This is a genomic window from Halorubrum sp. SP9 (assembly GCF_005435015.1).
Taxonomy (GTDB): domain Archaea; phylum Halobacteriota; class Halobacteria; order Halobacteriales; family Haloferacaceae; genus Halorubrum; species Halorubrum sodomense.
The window spans coordinates 1-499 of record NZ_SGXU01000324.1; the positions used below are offsets into that span (position 1 = coordinate 1).

Below are 499 nucleotides of genomic sequence, written 5' to 3' on the forward strand. Positions count from 1 at the left end.
GGTACTGCTTGTGACCGTTGCCGTCGTTGACCGGGTACGCGTAGAAGGTACCGTTCTCGAAGTCGGAGTTGACCGAGAGGAGCCCGACGGTCGGCCGCTCGGCCTGGTCGGGGAGTCGCGACTCGATGTCCGCGATCAGCCCGTCGTGGACCGACTTGAGCGCCTCGTAGCGCTCGCGCTCTTGGAACACGTCGGCGACGACCTCGAAGGCCTCGTACAGCGAGTAGTACCGGTAGTCGTGCCACGGGTCGGTCCGACGGAAGTTCGCGTTGCCGACGAACGGCGCGACGTTCTCGGTCAGCTCCGTCACGTCGCCCTCGTCGAGACCGAAGAAGGAGTTCTTGAGCAGCCACTGCGGGTCGGTGATGTGAACGTCGCTGTCGAGCTCGTAGTACAGCTCCTTGTCGATCCCCTCGTCGTACAGCTGGGTGATCTCGCCTTTGTCGACCGAGACGCCGTCGAGCTCGTCGTAATACTCCGTGTGGTACCGCGATTTGAC

At 63.1% G+C, this 499-nt stretch carries 1 pseudogene; it reads right to left on the reverse strand.

What is annotated here, in order from left to right:
• Positions 1-499 (reverse strand): annotated as a pseudogene (locus EXE45_RS19985) (ABC transporter substrate-binding protein); the annotation flags it as partial.